The organism is Lacrimispora struthionigena (assembly GCF_048627165.1).
GTDB lineage: Bacteria > Bacillota > Clostridia > Lachnospirales > Lachnospiraceae > Lacrimispora.
Genome location: NZ_JBMBWP010000002.1, coordinates 554,030 through 571,000, shown reverse-complemented (window position 1 = coordinate 571,000; position 16,971 = coordinate 554,030). Strand labels below are relative to the sequence as shown.

At 43.3% G+C, this 16,971-nt stretch carries 12 protein-coding genes; all 12 read left to right on the top strand.

The window, feature by feature from the left end; translation table 11 throughout:
* Nucleotides 1-13: 13 nt before the first annotated feature.
* The 12 genes from cysD (at nt 14) to ACOAOT_RS11515 (ending at nt 16,947) form a co-directional block, all read left to right on the top strand.
* Nucleotides 14-916, top strand: a complete 903-nt coding sequence (gene cysD, locus ACOAOT_RS11570; RefSeq protein WP_420217095.1) for a sulfate adenylyltransferase subunit CysD — start codon at nt 14-16, stop codon at nt 914-916.
* Complete coding sequence (locus ACOAOT_RS11565; protein ID WP_420217094.1) at nt 916-2,604, top strand: sulfate adenylyltransferase subunit 1; 1,689 nt, start codon at nt 916-918, stop codon at nt 2,602-2,604. Before cysD ends, ACOAOT_RS11565 begins: the two co-directional genes overlap by 1 nt.
* A gap of 613 nt (nt 2,605-3,217) precedes the next feature.
* A complete protein-coding gene (locus ACOAOT_RS11560) occupies nt 3,218-5,272 on the top strand; it encodes a methyl-accepting chemotaxis protein (RefSeq protein WP_420217093.1) in 2,055 nt (684 codons plus the stop codon).
* Between the two features lie 25 nt (nt 5,273-5,297).
* Complete coding sequence (locus ACOAOT_RS11555) at nt 5,298-7,055, top strand: methyl-accepting chemotaxis protein (protein WP_420217092.1); 1,758 nt, start codon at nt 5,298-5,300, stop codon at nt 7,053-7,055.
* Between the two features lie 203 nt (nt 7,056-7,258).
* Nucleotides 7,259-9,214: a methyl-accepting chemotaxis protein gene (locus tag ACOAOT_RS11550; RefSeq protein WP_420217091.1), complete on the top strand. Its 1,956-nt coding sequence runs from the start codon at nt 7,259-7,261 to the stop codon at nt 9,212-9,214.
* Nucleotides 9,215-9,583: 369 nt separating this feature from the next.
* Nucleotides 9,584-10,243 carry an amino acid ABC transporter permease gene (locus tag ACOAOT_RS11545; protein WP_420217090.1) on the top strand — a complete coding sequence of 220 codons (660 nt, stop codon included), beginning with the start codon at nt 9,584-9,586 and terminating at the stop codon, nt 10,241-10,243.
* Nucleotides 10,224-10,901 (top strand): amino acid ABC transporter permease, encoded by a 678-nt coding sequence (locus ACOAOT_RS11540; protein WP_420217089.1) that lies wholly within the window; start codon nt 10,224-10,226, stop codon nt 10,899-10,901. Before ACOAOT_RS11545 ends, ACOAOT_RS11540 begins: the two co-directional genes overlap by 20 nt.
* 2 nt (nt 10,902-10,903) lie before the next feature.
* Nucleotides 10,904-11,656: an amino acid ABC transporter ATP-binding protein gene (locus tag ACOAOT_RS11535; protein WP_420217088.1), complete on the top strand. Its 753-nt coding sequence runs from the start codon at nt 10,904-10,906 to the stop codon at nt 11,654-11,656.
* Nucleotides 11,657-11,674: 18 nt separating this feature from the next.
* Nucleotides 11,675-12,553, top strand: coding sequence for a cysteine ABC transporter substrate-binding protein (locus tag ACOAOT_RS11530; protein ID WP_420217087.1), 879 nt, complete (start codon nt 11,675-11,677; stop codon nt 12,551-12,553).
* Nucleotides 12,554-12,692: 139 nt separating this feature from the next.
* Nucleotides 12,693-13,316: a TetR/AcrR family transcriptional regulator gene (locus ACOAOT_RS11525; protein ID WP_420217086.1), complete on the top strand. Its 624-nt coding sequence runs from the start codon at nt 12,693-12,695 to the stop codon at nt 13,314-13,316.
* A gap of 99 nt (nt 13,317-13,415) precedes the next feature.
* Nucleotides 13,416-15,209, top strand: a complete 1,794-nt coding sequence (locus ACOAOT_RS11520; protein WP_420219419.1) for an ABC transporter ATP-binding protein — start codon at nt 13,416-13,418, stop codon at nt 15,207-15,209.
* Nucleotides 15,202-16,947 (top strand): ABC transporter ATP-binding protein, encoded by a 1,746-nt coding sequence (locus ACOAOT_RS11515; protein ID WP_420217085.1) that lies wholly within the window; start codon nt 15,202-15,204, stop codon nt 16,945-16,947. Before ACOAOT_RS11520 ends, ACOAOT_RS11515 begins: the two co-directional genes overlap by 8 nt.
* The last annotated feature ends 24 nt before the right edge of the window (nt 16,948-16,971 follow it).

Genomic DNA, 16,971 nt, shown 5'->3' with positions numbered 1-16,971 from the left:
AGGAGAGATGATTATGAGCAGATTAACCCATCTGGATGAATTGGAAGCAGAGGCAATATATATTATCAGAGAGGTAGCCGCCCAGTGTGAGAAGCCGGTTATGCTCTATTCCATTGGAAAGGACAGTTCCGTCATGCTTCATCTGGCGTTAAAGGCTTTTTATCCGGAAAAACCGCCTTTCCCATTTCTCCATGTGAACACCACCTGGAAGTTTAAAGAAATGATTGAATTCCGGGACAGAACAGCCAGGGAACTGGGAATCGAGTTGCTGGAATATATCAATGAAGACGGCGTTGCACGGGGAATCAATCCATTTGACCACGGTTCATCCTATACGGATATCATGAAAACACAGGCGTTGAAGCAGGCATTAAATAAGTATGGATTTACAGCAGCCTTTGGGGGAGGAAGACGGGATGAGGAAAAAAGCAGGGCAAAGGAACGGATCTTCTCCTTCCGGAATGCTGCCCATGCCTGGGATCCTAAAAATCAGAGACCGGAGATGTGGAAGCTTTACAACACAGAGATTTATAAAGGAGAGAGCATCCGGGTATTTCCTATCTCCAACTGGACGGAAAAGGACATCTGGCAGTACATAAAACAGGAGAATATCCCCATTGTTCCATTGTATTTTGCAGCGGAAAGGCCAGTGGTTTATCGGGATGATGATATTATTATGGTGGACGATGACCGTATGCGGCTATATCCCGGAGAGGTTCCCCAGATGAAAAAGGTTCGTTTCCGGACGCTTGGCTGTTATCCCCTATCTGGCGGTGTTCTTTCCGATGCGGTTACCATTGATCAGATCATTGATGAAACATTAAGCTCTGTGGAATCAGAACGAACCAGCCGGGTGATTGACAAAGACGGCGGAGCCGCCAGTATGGAAAAGAGAAAAAGGGAGGGCTATTTCTGATGAACGGATTGCTGAAATTTATTACCTGCGGAAGTGTGGACGATGGAAAATCCACTTTGATCGGTCATATACTCTACGATTCCAAGCTGCTGTATGCAGATCAGGAAAAAGCGCTGCTGCTTGACAGTAAGGTGGGGTCCAGAGGCGGTGAGATTGATTATTCTCTTCTTTTAGACGGTCTGATGGCAGAGCGGGAGCAGGGAATTACCATTGATGTGGCATACCGGTATTTTACAACGGAGAAGCGAAGCTTTATTGTTGCGGATACACCGGGACACGAAGAATATACAAGAAACATGGCGGTAGGAGCTTCTTTCGCCCAGCTGGCAATCATTCTGGTGGATGCGAAGCAGGGGGTTCTGGTACAGACCAGGCGCCACTTAAGAATCTGTTCCCTTATGGGAATCCGTCATTTCATCTTTGCAGTGAATAAGATGGATTTGGCAGATTATAGTCAGGAGCGATTTGAAGAGATCAGCAGGAGCATTAAGGCCCTTACTGAGGATCTGTCTTTAAACCATGTGACGATTATTCCTGTCAGCGCTACAGAAGGAGATAATGTAACTGTAAAATCAGATCATATGCCCTGGTATCAGGGAGAAACCCTCCTTTCCTGTCTGGAACAGACAGAGGTTACCGAGGATGAAGGAAGCGGTTTTTATATGCCAGTCCAGAGAGTTTGCCGGCCTGACCATGAATTTCGCGGATTTCAGGGCCAGGTGGAATCAGGAACCGTCACGGTTGGACAAAGCCTTACGGTACTTCCAGGAAATGAAACTGCAAAAGTAAAGAGCATTCTGGTGGGAGACCGTTCCGCTGACCAGGCAACCGTTGGCCAGGCAGTTACCATACAGCTTGACAGAGAAGTAGATGTGAGCCGTGGAAACGTTCTGACGGATCAGGAACAGCTGCCTGTAAGCAAAGAAGTGAAGGCATCCATCTTATGGATGGATGAAGCTCCGCTTAAGGAAGGAAACGATTATCTGCTGAAACTGGGAACAAGAATGCTTCCTGCAGTGGTCAAACGCATTGAGTACCAGGTGGATATTAATACAGGGGAGCATTTACCTGCCTGTGAGATTGGTAAAAATGAAATTGCGTCCTGTCTGCTTGAATTTTCCCAACGGATACCGGTTGATGAATTTAAAAGAAATAAAACCCTTGGAGAGCTGATTTTAATAGACCGTGTCAGCCATATGACATCAGCCTGCGGAGTGGTGGATCAGGTGGAAAACGGGGACGAAAAACCATATTTTGAAAAAGGAGGATTACGGGCTGGCGGATATATTTTTGAGGAATTCTATTTTAACCTGGAAAATGCGTTCCTCTCCAGACAGAAGACAAAAGAGACCACCTATCGTCAGGGGGACGTCGTTTCTGTTTCAGGAGACAGCTTCCATTATCCCGACTTTTTTGATGTAATATCTTTGGATGACTCCGTTGCAGTTCTTGTGCGAAACCAAACAATCCAGGATATCATAAGCCTTGATGATTATAGTTATTCGGGATTGCCAATTCTCGATGAAAGAGGCTTTGCTTTAAAAATCAGTTCCAAAGAAGATCTTTCAAACTGTCTGCATGAATTTCATGATCCGGGAGCTGATAATAAAATCGCTTTTCATAATAAATGGTCTAAATTCGAAACATACAGACGGATTGTATGTAACGAAAATTTCTGGATTATTTAAATTGGAGTAATTAAAATAGCCTGCAAACTTAAAAATTACAGTTTGCAGGCTATTTTTATATCTAAATATGAAAGCATTAATTACATATTTTTTTAATAGTTTAATTGGACATATTGTACAAAAATGGCGCAGTATACTTGATACTGCGCGGTAAAAATTTGTAAAAATATAATATATTTTTATTATACATCACACGAAATTATTTGTCAAATAATAGTATATTATGTAGAAATATGTATATTATCAAAATTATTGCAGCGATTTCAAGCCTGAGCTGGGGTGTTTTATTAATAACATTGAGTTAAGCCGTCAAAACATTGGTCATTTTAATTAAAAGTTATATGCTTCAAATAGAGAATAAATATATTAAAAAAATTTATATCTATACATAGTAATAAATTTTAATTCCGTCATTCTGCGCGTCCGGCTAACGAAATACGCTGATTATATAAGGGGTTTCTCTGAGATTACGCAGTATCAAGTATACTGCGAATATTACAGGCGTGCATTTTATACATCGACTCCAATCATGGTTATGCAGTAATTTTCTAAAAAAAACCGGATTAGTCTAAGCCTGAGCACCCAGAAATAAGTTGAAAAAAAGGAGAAAACTATGTCGGAGCATACTTCTGAAAAAAGCGGGAAAAAGGTTCACAAATATGGTTTGAAAAGCCTGCTGACTAAAATACTTTTTTTTGTTGGAATCCCTGTCATTTTATCTTTTTGCATCGTAGGTGCTGTCATCTTGTTTCTGGTTAAATCCAGTGTGGAAGAAATGACAGAAAAAGAACTGACTGCAAGAACCCAGGCAGCGGCTGAGGAGATGGAAGGTTACTTTAATCAATATAAACATAAAGCCGGACAGCTGTCAGACACAGTCGCATTTCAAAAGTTCTTTCAGGATTTAAAGCCTGGCACAAACATATCTTCAGCGCCTGGGTTTGATGATATCAAGCAGACTATGGTACGGTCATATGAGAAAGATAAAGAATCCGTGGTAGCATTCTGGGTAGCAGATATTGATTCCAGCCAGCTGGCCCAGTCAGATGGCTTTGTATCAGATCAGACATATCGTGTGAAGGAACGTCCGTGGTATCAGCTACTGGTGAATTCCGGGAGTACGATTATGACGGAGCCTTTTGAGGATTTTGCCACCAAGGCTCAGATTGTAAGTATTATAGCGCCTGTCTTTGCAGCAGATGGGAAAGAACTTATCGGAGCAGTGGGAATTGACTTTTCTCTTGATGGACTGGTAAAAACCATTGGTTCATACCAGCTTGGAGAAACAGGATTTTACATATTGACATCAAAAGAGGGACAGGTAATCTTTCATCCGGACAAAGACATGGTAAATAAAAAGATTGCAGATCTTAATATTTCCCAGAACATGAAAGAGGCCCTTTCTTCTTCCACAGAAGGATTTCTTTCCTTTACTTCCAATCAGTCGGAAGCAGAAGGTTATGTACGTAAGGTAGGGGATACCGGCTGGACAGTAGCCGCAGGTCTTCCGGTAAAAGAGTTTTATGAGGGCTACAGGGCGATTACGGCATCGATGATCGGAGTTTTTGCCGTTGCATTACTTGTGGTAATTGTCATGATTCTGATTATTTCAAATATGATTGTTGCACCTCTTAAAAAGCTGACGAAAACTGCCAATCTGATTGCAGACGGCAGACTGGATATATCGGCAGATGTAAGATCCAATGATGAAACAGGGCAGATGGCTCTTGCACTTAACCGCACAGTGATTCAGTTAAACAGGTATATCGGATATATCCATGAGATCACTCAGGTGCTTCAGGTAATGGCGGACGGAACTATGCAGATAGAACTTCATCAGGATTATAAAGGTGAGTTTGCTCCGGTAAAAGAAGCGCTTTTAACCATTTCCCAGTCTTTGAACAGGACATTAAAGCTCATACAGGCCAGTGCAGATGAGGTGGGAATTGGAGCAGATCAGGTATCTCAGGGAGCCCAGACTCTGGCATCTGGTTCCGCGGAGCAGGCGGCAACCATTGAAGAATTAAGCGCTTCCATTGAATCGATGTCTGATCAGGCGCAACAGAATTTAGAGCAGGTAAAGAAAGCTGCGGGTTCTGTTTTAGTATCTTCACAGGGACTTTTAAAGAGTAATGAATTTATGGAACAGTTAAGCTCAGCTATGAGGGAGATCAGCAGTTCTTCCGATAAAATAAACAGCATTACAAAAGTAATTGAAGACATTGCTTTCCAGACCAATATTCTGGCGCTGAATGCAGCGGTGGAAGCTGCAAGGGCAGGAGACGCAGGAAAGGGATTTGCAGTAGTGGCGGATGAAGTCCGCAGTCTTGCTGAAAAGTCGGCCGAAGCAGCCGGACAGACGGCAGCCATTATTGTACATTCTTCAGAAACCGTATCAAAGGGAGAGAAACTGGTGGGTATTACTGCAGAAACATTAAATGAAGTTGCGGTAAACTCTGGTTTTGTAGAAACGGTTATTGGAGAAATTGCTGCTTCCGCCAAATCACAGGCGGAAGCAGCAATCCAGATGCACCAGGCCCTCAGCCAGGTATCATCAGTGGTACAATCCAATGCTGCAACTGCAGAGGAAAGCTCTGCTTCCAGTGAGGAACTGGCAGCTCAGGCACAGACACTTCGGGATGAAGTGGGAAGATTTAAACTTAGCTGAGAATATTACTAATGTGAGGATACAAATGAAAAAATTTAAAAACTACAGTATTTCAAAAAAACTCATTACCGCATTCCTGACCGTCACTTTTATCATGCTTTTAGTTGGTGCAGTGGGGCTCCTTGGTATGGCGCGCATTGATGCAATGGATACCTACATGTATCAAGTAAAAACTGCTCCCATGAATGATCTGATTCTTGCCATCGAGAACTTATATCAGATAAAAACTGATTCCAGAGATATGGTGATCCAGACAGGAGACAGCCAGAAATTAAGTGAACTGGAGCAAAATTATAAAACACAAAAAGAAGAATTTTTGAATCATGCAGCAGCATACAAAAAATCCATTGATCCGGCGGATTCAGAATCTCACGGAATTATTGACGAGGGTGTGAAGCTGTTTACGGATACTTACGATCCTGCAGTCTTAAAATGCCTGGAGGCTGCTAAGGGAGGCAATCAGAAAACCTCATCTGCCGCACTTACAGAGAGTTCTGACCAGATCCAGACCATTTATGATAACTTTAATACCCTGATCAGCAATCGTATGGACGGAATCCGTTCTACCAGTGAAAGCAACGACCGGACTGCAGCATTTGCTTCTTTTATTCTGATTGCTTTTGTAATCATGGGAGCCGCAGCAGCCATATATCTTGGAATGAGGATTTCCAAGATGATCAGTGAACCAATTGGTCATGTTGTGGAAGCAGCAGACAGAATCTCACTGGGGTATACAGATGTGAATCTGGGTGACATTGATTCAGAGGATGAGACAGGAAAACTTGCAGATTCTTTTAACCGTATGTTAGAGAGCATCCGCAGCCAGACCGCTGCAGCAGAGAACATCAGCCGGGGTGATTTTACCCAGGAAGTTCCCGTAAGATCAGAAGGTGATGTCCTGGGGCTTGCACTGGAACGGATTAAAAATGATTTGAATCAGACACTGCTTACTATTCGCACAGCTGCCCAGCAGGTTCACACCGGAGCCGAACAGGTATCTTCCGGTGCCCAGGCGTTAGCTTCCGGTGCTACGGAACAGGCGGCTACCATAGAAGAGTTAAATGCCTCTGTAACAGGTGTGGCCAGACAGGCGGAACAGAATGCCGAAAATGTGGAAAAAGCCACTGTTTACGTACGGGAAGCAGGGGATGGTGTAAATGAAGGAAACATACATATGCAGAAGCTCAATGATACGATGAAAGAGATCGGAGCTTCTTCTCATAAGATTTCCAGCATTACAAAGGTAATTGAAGATATTGCGTTTCAGACCAATATACTTGCTCTCAATGCGGCAGTTGAATCTGCAAGAGCGGGAAGTGCAGGAAAGGGGTTTGCAGTGGTGGCGGATGAAGTCCGCAATCTTGCAACCAAATCTTCTGAGGCTGCTAGACAGACGGCAGAACTGATTGAACAGTCTGTTAACAGAATTACAGATGGAGAAAAATATGCATCGGAAACAGCTGTGATTTTAAAAGTAGTATCCGAAAAAGCATCTTTAGCGGTTTCTGCCATTCATGAGATCTCAGAGGCTTCATCCAGTCAGGTTCTGGCCATTGAAGAGATTAACCAGGGTCTTACCCAGGTGTCCTCTGTCGTACAGACCAACGCGGCAACTGCTGAGGAGAGTTCTGCTTCCAGTGAAGAGATGGCAGCACAGGCAGAAATGCTCAATCAGGCAGTCGGAAAATTCAGTCTTAGTGACGGTGAACCGGTAATAAAACGGTATGAGAGCCCTGCTTTTGTTACCTCTGCAAAGATTGATTATAGCAGCGATAAGTATTAAACCAGATGTTTGTCCTCCTCTGTTGATAGATCTTATCAATAATTTTGTCGAAAATTGTAAAACCATTTTGACACATTTGAAAAAAAGGAATATACTGGATGTAAAAAAGAAGGGGGAGTGATCTCCCTCTTTTTTGCTCCGGAGATTTAAAGCACCAGGATGTTTACTTTCCGGATTATTTAACGGAGGAGGCGTAAGTATTTATGAAATACTTAAAAAGCAAGCTTATAGTTTTTGTTTCATTGTTATTAGTTTTAACAGTTGGATTTCTAACTGCCATCACTTCTATTTTTTATTATCAGAGTTCTCTTACAGAAGCAAAGTTAAATTCATCCTATCTGGCGGCATCCTATCAGCAGGGAATTGATTCTGTACTTGACATTTACCGGAACCAGATTAAGATCACTGCATCAAAGAGTTTTCTGACAGACGGAAAAACTTCTGCAGCAGAACAGAAGCGTCTTCTGGAAGAAGAAGCTCAAGCCTCTGGGTTTGCTTATATTACAATCGCTGATTCCAAGGGAAACAATGATAAAGGGGACCAGATTGGGGATCAGGAGTTTTTTAAGCAGGCGGTTAACGGAGCTGCTTATATTTCCAGTCCGTTTGTCAAGGAAGATAATAATTTAGTATTTTATATCGGAGCGCCCATTGGCAGCACAGGAAAAGTGCTTTACGGTCTTCTCCCTTATAAAGCGTTCAGCGATGAACTGACAAAGATTAAAATTGGAGAAAGCGGATATGCATTTGTGGTAAATAAGGAAGGAAAAACTGTGATTCATCCAGATGCCGGCAACGTAAGTAATCCAAAGGATTACATTGAACTGGCAAAGCAGGATTCTTCCTTTGAGCCTACCGCTAAGATTTTTAAGGCTATGATGGACGGAAAGACAGGAACGGGATTCAGTTATTACAAGGGGGTCCGCCGTCTGGTGGGATACATTCCTCTTAGCGGCCCCGAGGGCTGGTCTGTGGCAGTGACGACTCCGCTGACACAGATTGAAGGAAATGTCCGCAATACCCTGTTGATGAGTGTGATTACTGGTCTGCTTCTTCTTTTAGGCTCTATTTTAATAGTAAGAGTATTTGCACAGCGGATAACCAGGCCCATTCTTGAGGCAACCAGGCGCATTGAACGTCTGGCTCATGGCGATTTACAGGATGATGTAGAGATTACCAAAGGAAAAGATGAAAGCGCCCGTCTGATACTTGCGCTTCACAATACCATCAGAGAGCTTCGGTCTTATATCATGGACATTTCCCATGTACTGGATGCTGTGGCCAATAATGATCTGACTGTTACAAGTTCTGTGGAGTACATGGGGGATTTTGCTCCCATTCAGACTGCACTTTTAAAGATTCTTTCATCACTTAACATTACATTAAAAAACATCGCCTGTTCTGCTGATCAGGTAGGTGCAAGCTCCGCCCAGGTCGCTTTGGGAGGACAAAATCTGGCTGCCAATTCCACAGAGCAGGCGGCAACAACAGAGAGCCTGATTTCCTCTCTGGAGACGGTCTCCGGCCACATAAAGGATAATGCCCAGTATTCCCTTACCATAAAGGATATGACCGAATCCGCAATCCTCGAGACCAGACAGGGAGATGAAGAGATGAAAAAGCTTCAGGAATCCATGGCAACCATTGATTCCTCTTCCAAGAAAATTCAGGAAATCATACATATTATTGATGATATTGCATTTCAGACCAATATCCTGGCATTGAATGCAGCCATAGAGGCAGCCCGTGCAGGGGAAGCAGGAAAAGGATTTTCCGTTGTTGCAGATGAGGTGAGAGAGCTGGCTGGAAAAAGTGCGGATGCTGCAAAGCAGACAACCGATTTAATCCATAGTACCATGGAATCCGTGGCACAGGGAAAACGAAATACTGAGTCCACTGCTGAAGTATTTAAAAAGATTGTGGAGCAGACCAATACAATCGATACCCTTGTGTCCAAGGTATCACAGTCATTAAAGAGCCAGGCAGACAGTGTAGCCCAGTTAGAGGGAGGTATGCAGAAGATTTCCATGGTTACCCAGTCTAACTCAGCGACAGCAGAAGAAAGCGCTGCTACCAGCGAAGAATTGTTAAGCCAGATGCAGATGTTAAAAGAGCTGATTATGCAATTCCAGCTTTCTGATACAAGTGACCAGCTTTAAATTCTTTCTAAATGAATAAGATATGCCCTGATAAGCGGTTAATAGCTGCTTACCAGGGTATTTTTTTGTGTCTGTTATTTTCCGATAAAAAATAATTGACAAATAGTTTTCATCATAGTATTATACATATATAAATAGTATGTTTATAGGAGAAATAAAAATGAATCATTTATTTATGGTCGTACGGGAAAATATGAGGCTGTGTTGTTTTTGCTGTAGATGCTTCGCAAGAAGAGATACGGTTTTTTCCAGTGCGCATATGAATATCTGATTTCCTGCAAATTCCTGTGACAGACCAGACATGGAAAAAAGGGGGCAGATGGGCGTTCATCTGCTTCCTTTTTTCATGAAATCAAAGGAGATACCAATATGGACTTTGAATTTATACGAGCGTATGCGCCGCTTTACGCCAGTGCCGCAGGCTTAACACTGACCATAGCATTTTTTGGAATTTTGCTGTCAGTTGTGATCGGTCTGCTGTGCAGTCTGGTAAAGATTTTTAAGATACCGGTAGTAACAGCCATTGTGAACGGGTACATAGAGATATCAAGAAATACACCCTTGTTAATTCAGCTGTTTTTCCTGTATTTTGGTCTGCCTAAGATTGGAATTGTACTAAGCTCTGAGACTTGTGCCATTACAGGTCTGGCTTTCCTGGGAGGAAGTTATATGGCGGAGGCATTCCGTACGGGAATTGAACAGATTCCAAAGATTCAGACAGATTCCGGTTTAAGCCTGGGTATGACGGGGTTTCAGATATTCCGTTTCATTCTACTTCCCCAGGCAATCGCAACCAGCGTTCCGGTCTTCTGTGCAAATATTATTTTCCTGATTAAGGAAACCTCTGTATTTAGCGCAGTTGCTCTTGCAGATCTTATGTTTGTGGCAAAGGATCTGATTGGTATTTACTATAAGACAGACGAGGCACTTTTCATGCTGGTCATCTCGTATTTACTGATTCTTCTGCCAGTATCCGCTTTTTGTACCTTGTTGGAAAGGAGGGTGCGGTATGCAGAATTTGGGAATTGAGATCCTGTTTCAGGGAAATAACTTTTTAAGGCTGTGGGAAGGCTTATGGGTTTCACTAAAGCTTGCGGTGATATCCATGTTTTTTTCCATCTGTCTTGGAATGCTGTTTGGCATGGTAATGACCAGCACAAATAAGCTTGTACGGTTTCTCTGCCGATTGTATCTTGAGACAGTACGGATTATGCCCCAGCTGGTACTGTTATTTCTGGTTTATTTTGGAGCGGCAAAGCATTTAAATGTGAATTTTACAGGAGGAACTGCCGCAGTGCTGGTATTCACCTTCTGGGGAACCGCCGAGATGGGGGATCTGGTGCGAAGTGCACTGGAGTCCATCCCTGTTCATCAGTATCAAAGCGGTTATGCCCTTGGCTTTGGTAAGATAGGCGTTTACCGGCATATCATCATACCCCAGACCATTCGCCGGCTTTTACCGTCCATGATGAATCTTCTGACTAGAATGGTGAAAACCACATCGTTAGTGGTTCTGATCGGCGTAATTGAAGTGGTCAAAGTAGGAAAGCAGATTATTGACGCTTCCCGCTATACAGTTCCGGATGCAGCTCTTTGGGTTTACGGCGTTATCTTTATCATGTATTTTGCAGTCTGTTACCCATTTTCCAGGGCAGCGGCTCTGTTAGATAAGAAATTGAGGGATTGATTATGAATGTGGAAGAAATTTTAAAAACGGAACAGCTGAATAAATCCTATGAAAATGGATTAAAGGTTTTAAACGACATTACATTTTCTCTGAAAAAGGGAGAGGTGGTTGTAATAATTGGCCCTTCCGGCTGTGGAAAAAGCACTTTTTTACGATGTTTAAACATGTTGGAGCCAGTGGATTCCGGCACCATTGGTTTTAAAGACCGTGTCATTGACCGGGCGAATAAAGATGTTTATGAGCTGAGGCAAAAAATTGGAATGGTATTTCAAAGCTATGATTTATTTCCTCATCTGACCATTCTGGATAATATACTTCTGGCTCCCATTAAGGTTCAAAAGAGGGAAAGATCAGAAGTGACAAAAGAAGCTGAGGAACTCTTAAAACGGGTCGGTCTGTCAGATAAAACAAATGTCTACCCAAGACAGCTGTCAGGCGGGCAGAAACAGAGAGTTGCCATTGTGCGGGCGCTTATGATGCATCCGGAGATCCTTCTTCTCGATGAGATAACGGCTGCTTTGGATCCGGAGATGGTCCGGGAAGTTCTGCAGGTAGTGCTGGAGCTTGCCAGAGAGGGAATGACAATGGTGATTGTAACCCATGAGATGGAATTTGCAAAAGCAGTTGCAGACCGGGTTTTGTTTATGGATCAGGGAGTAGTGGTTGAAGAGGGAAGTCCGGAGGAGTTCTTTCACTCACCCCAAACAGAGAGAGCAAAGCAATTTTTAAATATGTTTCATTATGAAGCTCGATAGAAAAGGAGGATATTATTTATGAAAAAGGGATTATTAAGCGCATTACTTGGAATTACCATGGCAGCGGGGCTTTTAGCAGGCTGCAGTCAGGCAAAAGCACCGGCAGGAGCACCGGCACAGGAAGCTTCTCCCTCAGCAAAAGCCAGATCTCTTGATGAGATTAAGAAAGCCGGTACCATACGCATTGGAGTGTTCAGCGATAAAAATCCATTTGGATATGTGGATTCCAATGGTAAGATCCAGGGATATGATGTTTATTTTGGAAAAAGAATTGCAAAAGATTTGTTTGGCAGTGAAGATAAAGTGGAATTTGTCTATGTGGAAGCTGCAAGCCGTGTGGAATACTTAAAATCTGCCAAGGTTGATGTCATCCTTGCTAATTTTACAGTGACTGATGAAAGAAAAGAACAGGTAGATTTTGCACTTCCTTACATGAAGGTTGCGCTGGGAGTGGTATCACCGGATAAGGCTCTGATTTCTGATGTTTCCCAGTTAAAAGATAAAACCTTAATTGTAGTAAAAGGCACGACTGCAGAGACTTATTTCTCCCAGAATCACCCGGAAGTAAAGCTGTTAAAGTTTGATGAGTACCAGGAAGCGTATGATGCTCTTGCCGACGGAAGAGGGGATGCATTCTCCACAGATAATACGGAAGTACTTGCATGGGCGATTCAAAACAAGGGATTTACAGTAGGAATTGAATCCATTGGAAATCTTGACACCATCGCTCCCGCCGTGCAGAAAGGCAATACGGAACTTTTAGAATGGCTCAATGGGGAAATTAAATCGTTAGCAGGAGAGCAGTTCTTCCATCAGGATTATAAAGAAACCTTAGAACCTGTATACGGAGATGAAATTGATCCGGAGAATCTGGTAGTGGAAGGCGGTCAGGTTTAGATCTGGCAGATGATAATTTTTACCAATGAAAGAAGAAATATTCGTTATTGAGAAAAAATAACCGGCAGGGCGTGTTGACGCCCTGCATTTTTTGTATGATAATAACATCGTTATATAACAGTGTTATAAAGGAGAACAAATGAGTACTCAGGTAAATGGAAATGATACACGCCTCGCTATCCTGGAAGCGGGCAAACAGGAATTTTTAAAGTATGGTTATGAAGGTGCTTCCTTAAGACGGATTGCAAAAGAGGCTTGTGTGACAACAGGAGCGATTTATGGGTATTTTCCAGGCAAGGAGGCGCTTTTCGAGGAATTGACCGGAGATGCAGCAGAGGGATTGATGGAAAAATACAGAGCAGTACATGTGGAATTTGCCGCACTGCCCCCGGAAAAACAGGCGGCAGCCCTTGATGAGATCTCCGATGATAATGTTCCATGGATGGTGAATTATGTTTATGACCGCTTTGATCTGTTTAAATTAATCTTCTGCAAAAGCAGCAAAGAATACTGTGACAGTTATTTAAGTGAGCTGACGGAGATTGAAGAAGCCTCAACCTGGGAGTTTGTAGAGGCAATGAAGGAACTGGGGCATGATGTGATGGAGATTGACAGCACCATCATTCATATTTTAGCACGGTCGTTTTTCCAACAGCTCTGGGAGTTTGTAGCTCATGATGTTCCCAGAGAGAAGGCTCTGTCTTATGGGCTGGTACTTGGAACCTTCCAGCATGCGGGCTGGAAAAAAATTATGGGGCTTTAATGCTCCATATTATTTTGATTTGAAATTAGTATTAACTAACTAATGACTGATTAAATTCAGCCAGAGGAGGAAAAAAAGGTGGAAGAAAAAAAGAATCTGATGACAGAACTTCCGGTTACCGGGAAGGTCACGCTCCTTACATTTGCAGGGAGTTACAAATATTTAACGTGGCTGGGATGTCTTTTGTCCGGAATCAGTGCCGTAATCGGGCTGTTTCCCTATGTATTTATGTGGAAGGCGGTAAAAGCTGCAGTAACCGCCTGGCCGGATGTCCGGGCTGCAGAAGAGATGATTACTTATGGCTGGTACGCTGTTGGGGCAGCACTTGGAAGTATGCTGATTTATTTCGGCGCACTTTTATGCACTCATTTGTCAGCGTTCCGTACAGCCAGGAACATGAAGACAGTCGCACTTCATCATTTAACAAAGCTGCCTGTGGGGTATGTGAAACGTATGGGCAGTGGGAAACTGCGCCGGATCATTGACGATGGAGCCGGGCAGACCGAGACCTATCTGGCTCACCAGCTTCCCGATCTGGCGGGTGCAATGGTGACCCCAGTAGCTGTTTTATTTCTCCTGTTATTTTTTGACTGGAGATTTGGACTGATCAGTCTTTTGCCTATGGCAGTGGGGCTTTTTGTCTTAACCCGTGTGCTGATGGGAGATATGGAAAATTCCATGGCACAGTATCAGAATGCACTGGAGGATATGAACAATGAGGCCGTAGAATATGTGAGAGGAATTCCGGTTGTAAAAACATTTCAACAGAGTATTTTTTCCTTTAAAAACTTTCATGAGTCCATACTCCGTTATAAAAACTGGGCAGTTAACTATACTGTTTCTTTGCGGATTCCCATGTGTGCCTATACCGTAAGCATCAATGGTATTTTTGCTTTTCTCATTCCGGCAGGCCTGATTCTGACCGCAGATTTAAGCTATGGAACTTCTTATCTTAAGGTGGTTCTGGACATTCTGTTTTATGTCTTATTTACCCCTGTCTGCGTTACCATGATGGATAAAATCATGTGGACCAGTGAGAATACGTTAAAAGCAAAGGATGCCTTAAACAGGGTGATGCTTATAATAGAAGAACCGCCTTTAAATGAACCGGAACATGGGGGAATACCAAAAGATTCATCTGTGGAATTTAAGAATGTTACTTTTTCCTATGAAAAAGGTAAGGAAGCCGCTTTGAATAATGTATCTTTTCAAATACCCCAGGGCGCCACTGTGGCGATTGTGGGACCCTCAGGTGGAGGAAAGACCACAGCGGCCAGTCTCATTCCCCGGTTTTATGACGTTGACAGCGGAAGCATCTGCGTGGGTGGAGTCGATATCAGGGATATGAATACGGAAAAACTGATGGAGAAGATCAGCTTTGTATTCCAGGACAGCCATCTTTTTAAAGATACCATTCTTAATAATATCCGGGCTGCAAGGCCTCAGGCAACAAAAAAAGAAGTGGAACTGGCGGTAAAAGCAGCCTGCTGCCAGGACATTATTGATAAATTCCCGGATGGTTATGAGACTGTGGTGGGCACCAAGGGTGTTTACTTATCAGGGGGAGAATGCCAGAGAATCGCCATAGCAAGAGCGGTGTTAAAAGATGCCCCCATTGTTCTTCTTGATGAAGCCACGGCATTTGCTGATCCTGACAATGAATATCAGATTCAGAAGGCATTTGAAACCCTGGTTAAAGGAAAAACAGTCTTAATGATTGCCCACCGTCTTTCCACTGTCCGCGGAGCAGACAAGATTTTAGTGATGAATCAGGGACGGATCGAAGAGGAAGGAAATCATGAGGAACTGATTCAAAAACAGGGGCTGTATGCTTCTATGTGGAAGGACTATCAGACTTCGGTATCATGGAAAGTAGGTGAAAAACATGAGTAAATATTTACAGAGACGTTTTGCTCTTAGTGAACAGGGAGGAAAAGATCTGACTAAGGCAGTGCTTGCCTGTACGGCAGCAAATCTGGGACTTATTTTTCCTATGGGACTTTTAATTCTATTTCTTGAAAAACTGTTGCTGCCTGTAACAGGAGGAAAGGGAGTACAAATAGGACTTTTTGGATTTATCGGGCTTAGCATTCTCTTTTTGATTCTTATTTTTATACTTCAATATTTACAGTATAATAAAACCTTTCTTGCTTCGTATCAGGAAAGCGCCAATTTGCGCATTCGGCTGGCAGAAAAATTAAGAAAAATCCCTCTTTCCTTCTTTGGAAAAAGAGATCTGGCAGATTTAACCACTACCATAATGGGGGACTGCGCCTGGATGGAGACTGCATTTTCCCACTTCATACCGGAACTGATCGGCGCCCTGCTTTCCACTGCCTTAGTAGGACTGGGAATGTTTTTTCTGGATGTGAAAATGGCTCTGGCACTTTTATGGGTGATTCCTGCGGCATTTATGCTTTCGGCGGGAACCAGACCTCTCATTGACCGAATGGAACGGAAGGAAAAGACCAAGAAACTGGCAGCTTCCGATGGAATTCAGGAGTGTATTGAAAATATTCAGGATATAAAAGCCAATAACCAGCGGGAGACTTATTTAAAGGATCTGGATTCAAAAATCATTGCGGTTGAGAAAGGGACTGTCCGGATGGAGGTATTAAACGGCAGCTTTGTAACGGCTTCCCAGATGGTATTACGCCTTGGAATGGCAACAACCGTTCTTACGGGTGCATTTCTCATGACAGAGAGAAAGCTGGATCTTATGGTATTTCTTATGTTCATGGTTGCGGCTACCCGTATCTACGGTCCCCTGACCGGCTGCTTAAATAATTTATCGGCTGTGTATTCCACCCTGCTGCAGGTGGAACGTATGAGATCCATTGAAGAGGAACCGGTACAGGAAGGTGATGAAATCAGGAAACTGAGTGGATATGATATCGTGTATGATCATGTGGGATTTTCCTATCATCAGAATGAAACTGTGCTGGAGGATATTTCTTTCTGCGCCAGACAGGGGCAGGTTACCGCGCTGGTTGGCCCTTCCGGCGGCGGAAAAAGTACGGCCGCAAGACTGGCAGCCCGTTTCTGGGATGTGGAAAAAGGAAGCGTTACCATTGGGGGAATGGATGTAAAGGGGATTGATCCGGAATATCTCTTAAAGCATATCTCTGTGGTATTTCAGGATGTGATGCTTTTTAACAATACAGTTATGGAAAATATCCGGATCGGCAGAAAGGATGCAACTGACAAAGAAGTCATGGAAGCAGCGAAAGCGGCTCAGTGCATGGATTTTATCCAACGGCTGCCGGAAGGTTTTCAGACCAGGATCGGTGAGAACGGGTCAGCACTTTCTGGTGGAGAGCGGCAGCGGCTGTCCATTGCAAGGGCGTTATTAAAGGATGCACCAGTTATTATACTTGATGAAGCCACAGCCTCCCTGGACGTAGAGAATGAATCTCTCATACAGAGCGCCATATCAAATCTGATTCGGAATAAGACCGTTCTTATTATCGCCCACCGGATGAGAACGGTTGCTCAGGCAGATAAAATTGTGGTATTAAAAGACGGCAAAGTGGCTGAAGAGGGGAGTCCGGAGGTTCTATATAAGAAAGGCGGAATCTACCGTCATATGACGGACTTACAGAATCAGAGCCAGAACTGGTCAATTGGATAGAGGAGGATTGTGTTGTAAGATTGT